Source organism: Streptococcus sp. UMB1203 (genome assembly GCF_030217725.1).
Lineage (GTDB): Bacteria > Bacillota > Bacilli > Lactobacillales > Streptococcaceae > Streptococcus.
The window spans coordinates 1-7,546 of record NZ_JASOOK010000044.1; the positions used below are offsets into that span (position 1 = coordinate 1).

The 7,546-nt window shown below is 41.9% G+C and carries 6 protein-coding genes; all 6 read left to right on the forward strand.

Annotation, left to right across the window (positions count from 1 at the left end; all coding sequences use genetic code 11):
- Positions 1–135: 135 nt before the first annotated feature.
- The 6 genes from nt5e to QP439_RS08560 all read left to right on the forward strand — a co-directional run bounded on the left by nt5e (position 136) and on the right by QP439_RS08560 (position 7,409).
- On the forward strand, positions 136–2,154 hold the full coding sequence (gene nt5e, locus QP439_RS08535; RefSeq protein WP_084928022.1) for a cell surface ecto-5'-nucleotidase Nt5e: 2,019 nt from the start codon (positions 136–138) through the stop codon (positions 2,152–2,154).
- Between the two features lie 156 nt (positions 2,155–2,310).
- Positions 2,311–2,751, forward strand: coding sequence for a zinc-dependent transcriptional regulator AdcR (gene adcR, locus QP439_RS08540; RefSeq protein ID WP_001249314.1), 441 nt, complete (start codon positions 2,311–2,313; stop codon positions 2,749–2,751).
- Positions 2,751–3,455: a metal ABC transporter ATP-binding protein gene (locus tag QP439_RS08545; RefSeq protein ID WP_001269496.1), complete on the forward strand. Its 705-nt coding sequence runs from the start codon at positions 2,751–2,753 to the stop codon at positions 3,453–3,455. Before adcR ends, QP439_RS08545 begins: the two co-directional genes overlap by 1 nt.
- Entirely contained in the window at positions 3,448–4,254 is an 807-nt protein-coding gene (locus tag QP439_RS08550; protein WP_000950033.1) for a metal ABC transporter permease, read from the forward strand. Before QP439_RS08545 ends, QP439_RS08550 begins: the two co-directional genes overlap by 8 nt.
- A 9-nt stretch (positions 4,255–4,263) precedes the next feature.
- Entirely contained in the window at positions 4,264–5,769 is a 1,506-nt protein-coding gene (gene adcA, locus QP439_RS08555) for a zinc ABC transporter substrate-binding lipoprotein AdcA (RefSeq protein WP_000724048.1), read from the forward strand.
- A gap of 755 nt (positions 5,770–6,524) precedes the next feature.
- Positions 6,525–7,409 (forward strand): SPFH domain-containing protein, encoded by an 885-nt coding sequence (locus tag QP439_RS08560; protein ID WP_004235732.1) that lies wholly within the window; start codon positions 6,525–6,527, stop codon positions 7,407–7,409.
- Positions 7,410–7,546 lie beyond the last annotated feature (137 nt).

Here is a 7,546-nt window from a genome sequence, read left to right on the forward strand (position 1 = left end):
TGGGACTTTTTTTCTACACAAAAAAGGCTCCATAAGATCCATAGGGGATTTACCCACTACAAATATTATAGAGCCCAAAAATTTTGTAAATAGCGTATAATATAGTATGAATGAGAAAAATAAAGGGATTTAAAAATGAATAAACGTTTCTTGTTACCTGTCTTATCGTCAGCCCTATTGGTCCCAGTCTTATTGGCTGGGCATGCTTATGCTGATGAAACGGCTAGTTCTATAGAGAAGTCACCTGCTGTAGTAGCTCCCGCGGCTCCAACAACAGAGTCGGGGACTCCCACACCTACTGTTTCTGAGGAAGCAAAGGAAGCTCCTGTTGAGTCTACTAAAAACGAAGAAAAAGACACCGTTATCTTACACACCAATGATGTTCATGGTCGTATCGTAGAGGAAAAGGGCGTTATTGGAGATGCCAAGCTAGCGACTGTTATCGAGCAGGAACGCGCGAAATCAAATCAAAATACTCTCGTCGTAGATGCTGGAGACGCCTTCCAAGGTTTACCGATTTCCAACTCTACAAAGGGTGAAGCACGCGCCGAAATTCTCAATCAGATGCAGTATGATGCCATGGCAGTAGGAAACCATGAGTTTGACTTTGGTTTAGATGAAGCTAAGAAATACAAGGAAATCTTGAAATTCCCATTACTTAGCTCAAATACCTATGTCAATGGTACCCGTCTCTTTGAATCTTCTACAATCGTTGACAAAGATAAGACTGTGGAAGGTGATGAGTTTGTTGTAATTGGCGTGACAACACCGGAAACAGCTACCAAAACTCACCCTAAAAATGTCAAAGGGGTAACCTTTACAGATCCAATCACAGAGGTGAATAAGGTTATTGAAGAAGTGCAAGCCAAGTCAAGTTCCGAAGGCAAGGACTACAAACACTATGTCGTCCTCGCTCACTTAGGTGTAGATACGACAACACCAGTCGAATGGCGTGGTTCAACTTTGGCAGAAGCCTTGTCTAAAAATCCTCGTTTGAAAGGGAAACGCGTAACAGTAATCGATGTTCACTCTCATACAGTAGAATCAACAACCTATGGGGAAAATGTTACCTATAGCCAGACAGGAAGCTACCTTCATAATGTAGGGAAAATCACCTACAAATCACGCCAGCTTTTGGGAAATCCAACTCAGATTGCGGCTGCTGATGCCAAAAAACTACCATCAAATCCAACAGTTGAAAAACTAGTCAAAGACATTAAACAAAAATACGATGCTGAAAATGCTGTTGAAGTCGTTTCAAACAGCCCTGTAGAACTCAACGGAGATCGTGAAAATGTTCGGGTTCGTGAAACCAACCTCGGAAACGTCGTAGCAGACTCCCTCTATCAGTACGGTCAGACAGGATTTAGCCATCCGACAGACATCGCTGTGACAAATGGTGGTGGCTTGCGTGAAACCATTGCAAAAGGCAAACCGATTACGAAAGGAAATGTCATTGCCGTTCTTCCATTTGGAAATACCATCTCACAAATCCAAGTGACTGGGCAACAAGTTTTGGATATGTTTGAAAAATCACTCGGATCTATCTTGCAGGTCGATAAGGATGGCAAGAAGGTCTTGGATGAGAACGGACAACCATTGCTAGAACCAAGTGGTGGCTTCTTGCAAGTTTCAGGTGTGAAGGTCTACTATGATACTAACTTACCATCAGGCAAACGTGTTTTGGCAATCCAGGTTAAAAATCGCGCGACTAGTCGTTATGAGCTCCTTGATCTCGCAAAAATCTACTATCTCGCAACCAATGATTTCCTAGCTGCAGGAGGCGATGGCTACACTATGTTAGGTGATGCACGAGAAGAAGGTCCTTCTATGGATGCAGCCTTTGAAGAATATTTGAAAACCGCTGATTTGAGTCAGTATGAAAAGATTAATCCAAACTCACGGACGATTTCTGTCGATTCTAAAAACTTTAGTCTACCTACAGAAACTTCTCAAACGGATGCAGCTACAGGTGATGCAAATACTACTGTGAAAGTTTCTTATGAGGTGGCAGGTCAATTTAGCAAGAAGGAAGTCGTTTCAGAAAAAGTTCTTCCAAATACAGGTAGTGAACAATCTATTTTCTTGCTTTTCATGGGAATGGTCGCAGGGTTAGCAGGTATCTTTGTAAGTCGAAAATCACAGCAAAAATAAGTTAAATTTCAAATCTATAGGAGTCTAGGGAAACGTTTTTATAGCTCTTTCCCTTGACTCTTTTTTTGCTTGTGATATAATTAACTGGTAAATAAAATTCCAAAGAATAGTATTTTTCTCTTAAAAAAGAGAAGTCCAAAAGGAAAGGAGTCAGATATGAGACAGCTAGCTAAGGATATCGATGGCTTTTTGAATGAGGTGATTTTGCAGGCAGAAAATCAGCATGAAATCCTAATAGGTCATTGCACTAGCGAGGTGGCCCTGACCAATACTCAGGAGCACATTCTCATGCTCTTGTCAGAGGAATCTTTAACAAATTCAGAATTGGCCCGTCGTCTCAATGTCAGTCAGGCGGCAGTTACCAAGGCCATTAAGTCTTTGGTCAAGGAAGGAATGTTGGAGACATCCAAGGATCCTAAGGATGCGCGTGTGATTTTTTATCAGTTGACTGACTTGGCTCGTCCAATCGCTGAGGAGCACCATCATCACCATGAGCATACACTTTTAACCTATGAACAAGTGGCGACTCAGTTTACTCCAAATGAACAAAAAGTGATCCAGCGGTTTTTGACTGCTTTAGTGGGAGAAATCAAATAATGAGATACATTACGGTAGAGGATTTATCCTTCTATTATGATAAGGAGCCCGTTCTTGAACATATCAATTATAGTGTTGATAGTGGGGAATTTGTTACCTTGACAGGGGAAAATGGGGCAGCTAAGACGACACTGATCAAGGCCAGTCTTGGAATCCTCCAGCCACGCATTGGAAAGGTGACCATTTCAAAGACAAATACGCAGGGTAAGAAATTGAGAATAGCTTACCTTCCTCAACAGATTGCCAGTTTTAATGCTGGTTTTCCAAGTACGGTTTATGAGTTTGTCAAGTCGGGTCGCTATCCGCGAAAAGGTTGGTTCCGTCGTTTGAATGCTCATGATGAGGAGCATATCAAGGCTAGTTTGGACTCAGTTGGCATGTGGGAACACAGAGACAAACGCTTGGGTTCTCTATCTGGAGGACAAAAGCAGCGAGCGGTAATCGCGCGTATGTTTGCTTCGGATCCAGATGTGTTTATCCTAGATGAGCCGACAACGGGGATGGATGCAGGAAGTAAAAACGAATTTTACGAACTCATGCATCACAGCGCCCATCATCATGGCAAGGCTGTTTTGATGATTACTCATGACCCTGAAGAAGTTAAGGACTATGCGGATCGCAATATTCATCTAGTTCGTAACCAAGACTCGCCATGGCGTTGTTTCAACGTTCATGAGAATGATCAGGAGGTGGGCCATGCTTAGTTTGTTATCTTATGACTTTATGCAGCGTGCCTTTCTGGCGGTTATTGCCATGAGTCTTTTCTCGCCGGTATTGGGGACCTTCCTTATCTTACGCCGTCAGAGTTTGATGAGTGATACTCTTAGCCACGTCTCGCTTTCGGGTGTAGCCTTTGGGTTGGTTTTGGGGATTTCTCCGACTATTTCCACTATTGCTATTGTCTTGATTGCGGCGGTCTTTCTGGAGTATCTCCGTACGGTTTACAAGAGCTTTATGGAAATCGGGACAGCTATCCTCATGTCAACAGGTCTGGCTGTTTCTCTGATTGTGATGAGCAAGGGTAAAAGCTCGAGTTCAATGAGTTTGGACCAGTATCTTTTTGGTTCAATCGTGACTATCAGCGAAGAGCAGGTTGTTTCCCTCTTTGTCATTGCGGTGGTTGTTTTGATTTTGACCTTCCTCTTCCTTCGTCCGATGTACATTTTGACCTTTGATGAGGATACGGCCTTTGTGGATGGCTTGCCAGTGCGTACCATGTCCATTCTTTTTAACATGGTGACAGGGGTGGCCATTGCCCTTATGATTCCAGCTGCGGGAGCTCTTCTGGTATCGACTATTATGGTCTTGCCAGCTAGTATTGCCCTGCGATTGGGGAAAAACTTTAAATCAGTTATGTTGCTTGCCAGTGCGATTGGATTTTTGGGAATGGTAGCAGGACTTTACATTTCCTACTATGCAGAAACACCTGCAAGTGCAAGTATTACCATTATTTTTGTAACTGTTTTCTTGCTAATCAGTTTAGTAAGACGTTTTATCAAATAGGAGATGAACATGAAAAAAATTAGCTTATTGCTAGCCAGTCTATGTGCCCTGTTTTTAGTGGCTTGTTCCAATCAAAAGCAGGCAGATGGCAAACTCAATATTGTGACAACCTTTTACCCTGTCTATGAATTTACCAAGCAAGTCGCAGGAGATACTGCTAATGTAGAACTCCTCATCGGTGCTGGTACAGAACCCCATGAATATGAACCGTCTGCCAAGGCAGTTGCCAAAATCCAAGACGCAGACACCTTCGTTTATGAAAATGAAAACATGGAAACTTGGGTACCTAAATTGCTAGATACCTTGGATAAGAAAAAGGTGAAAACCATCAAGGCGACAGGCGATATGTTGCTTTTGCCAGGTGGTGAGGAAGAAGAGGGAGACCATGACCATGGCGAAGAAGGCCATCACCATGAGTTCGATCCCCATGTTTGGTTATCACCAGTTCGTGCTATTAAACTAGTAGAGCATATCCGTGACAGTTTATCAGCAGATTATCCTGATAAAAAAGAGACCTTTGAGAAGAATGCTGCTGCCTATATCGAAAAATTACAAGCCTTGGATAAGGCTTATGCAGAAGGATTGTCTCAAGCAAAACAAAAGAGCTTTGTAACGCAACACGCAGCCTTTAACTATCTCGCTTTAGACTATGGACTCAAACAAGTCGCAATCTCAGGCCTCTCTCCAGATGCAGAACCATCAGCTGCACGTCTGGCAGAATTGACAGAGTACATCAAGAAAAATAAAATTGCATATATCTACTTTGAAGAAAATGCCTCACAAGCCCTTGCTAACACACTTTCAAAAGAGGCAGGTGTCAAAACAGATGTCCTCAATCCTTTAGAAAGTCTGACAGAAGAGGACACCAAGGCTGGCGAAAACTACATCTCCGTTATGGAGAAAAACCTCAAGGCTCTGAAACAAACAACGGACCAAGAAGGTTCAGCTATCGAACCTGAAAAGGCAGAGGATACCAAGACAGTTCAAAATGGTTACTTTGAGGATGCAGACGTCAAGGACCGCACTTTGAGTGACTATGCAGGTAACTGGCAATCAGTTTATCCTTTCCTTGAAGATGGCACGTTTGATCAAGTCTTTGACTACAAGGCTAAGTTGACTGGTAAGATGACCCAGGCTGAGTACAAGGCTTACTATACAAAAGGCTATCAGACAGATGTCACTAAGATCAACATTACTGATAATACTATGGAATTTGTTCAAGGTGGACAAAGCAAGAAATATACTTACAAGTATGTTGGCAAGAAAATCTTAACTTACAAGAAAGGCAATCGTGGCGTGCGCTTCCTTTTTGAAGCCACAGATGCAGACGCTGGACAGTTCAAGTATGTTCAGTTTAGTGACCATAATATCGCCCCAGTTAAGGCAGAACATTTCCATATTTTCTTTGGAGGCACAAGTCAAGAAGCCCTCTTTGAAGAAATGGATAACTGGCCAACCTACTACCCAGATAACCTATCTGGCCAAGAAATTGCTCAAGAAATGTTGGCGCATTGATGAGAAATCGACTAGTTCATAGGAGCTAGTCGGTTTTTGGGTACTAGATAGCTAGCTTCATTATAGACCTTTCAGAACTTTAAAAAATAAATAAAACTTTTGAAATATCGGGGCTTATATGTTAGAATAATTTTATCGGATAAGGTTCATTAGAACACCAAAGCCCCTAACTACTGCCATAGTTAAGGGCTTTTTTGACGTATCTTAGCGATTTAACGGGTGTTGATAGGCTAGTCATTCGGTCTACTTCTTACCATCTAGCCATTTGCAAACGAAATACAAGATAATTCCTGCTATAACATCCGCTATAATAGTAAGAGCGAGCTCTGGGATAAGGCTCATTAGTTTCACTCCTTTCACGAACCGTAAGGAATGTAATCGGTAACCGATGACAAAAATAGTATACACATCAAATTTAGATTATCAACATTGCTTAATGCTTGAACTATTGGAGTGCGGTTCCCTTCAATGATGTTTTTTGTGAGTCTTTTAAAGGGATTAACCGTTACTTGTTTCGTTTCTTTGTCCACGACTTGTAAAGCTCAGATAGTACTTAGATACTAGAAATACTCTGAGCACGGTTTATAACATATGTAACTTAAATTGACAGAGATTTGACGACAATGTGACAATTCACCTCTAATTATTGACATTTCAGGAAAAATCGCAGTAAAAACTGCACATCCTTCTTTAAATGTGCTATAATACAGAAAAAAATAATGATGGAGGTCGTCGCGATGATAACAACATTTTTGATGATTTTTGTGGTGGTTTGTGTGCTCCTATTGGTGATAGTCACACTGAGTACAGTTTATGTGGTTCGTCAGCAGTCGGTGGCGATTATTGAACGCTTTGGGAAATACCAAAAGGTTGCCAATAGCGGTATTCATATTCGCTTGCCTTTTGGGATTGACTCGATTGCAGCGCGGATTCAGTTGCGCTTGTTGCAAAGTGATATTGTGGTTGAGACTAAGACCAAGGACAATGTGTTCGTTATGATGAATGTGGCGACTCAGTACCGTGTCAATGAGCAGAGCGTGACAGATGCCTACTATAAACTCATGCGTCCAGAATCTCAGATTAAATCTTATATCGAAGATGCTCTTCGCTCTTCTGTTCCAAAATTAACCTTGGATGAATTATTTGAGAAAAAAGATGAGATTGCCCTTGAGGTTCAACACCAAGTAGCAGAAGAAATGACAACTTACGGCTACATTATTGTGAAAACCTTGATAACCAAGGTTGAACCAGATGCAGAAGTCAAGCAATCCATGAATGAAATCAATGCGGCGCAACGTAAGCGGGTCGCAGCGCAAGAATTGGCGGAAGCCGATAAGATTAAAATCGTCACTGCAGCTGAAGCCGAAGCAGAAAAAGATCGCCTCCATGGTGTGGGGATTGCCCAACAACGTAAGGCGATTGTGGATGGATTGGCAGAGTCTATCACAGAACTCAAGGAAGCCAATGTTGGTATGACAGAAGAGCAAATCATGTCCATTCTTTTGACCAACCAGTATTTGGATACCTTGAATACCTTTGCCTCTAAAGGCAATCAAACGATCTTTTTACCAAATACGCCAAATGGTGTGGATGATATCCGTACACAAATCTTGTCAGCCCTTCGTGCTGAGAAGAAATAATAGACTAAAGAGCCTGGAGTCAGGCTCTTTTTGTATTACCCTTGTAGCTTTGAGGATTAAAGGCTCTTTGTCAACTGTAGTGGGTTGAAGAAAAGCTAAGCTCTAGAAAGGACAGATTTAGTCCTTTCTTTTTTGAT

Excerpts from the sequence above, each read along its gene's own strand:
- nt5e (WP_084928022.1), top strand. The coding sequence starts at position 136 with ATGAATAAACGTTTCTTGTTACCTGTCTTATCGTCAGCCCTATTGGTC.
- adcR (WP_001249314.1), top strand. The coding sequence starts at position 2,311 with ATGAGACAGCTAGCTAAGGATATCGATGGCTTTTTGAATGAGGTGATT.
- QP439_RS08545 (WP_001269496.1), top strand. The coding sequence starts at position 2,751 with ATGAGATACATTACGGTAGAGGATTTATCCTTCTATTATGATAAGGAG.
- QP439_RS08550 (WP_000950033.1), top strand. The coding sequence starts at position 3,448 with ATGCTTAGTTTGTTATCTTATGACTTTATGCAGCGTGCCTTTCTGGCG.
- adcA (WP_000724048.1), top strand. The coding sequence starts at position 4,264 with ATGAAAAAAATTAGCTTATTGCTAGCCAGTCTATGTGCCCTGTTTTTA.
- QP439_RS08560 (WP_004235732.1), top strand. The coding sequence starts at position 6,525 with ATGATTTTTGTGGTGGTTTGTGTGCTCCTATTGGTGATAGTCACACTG.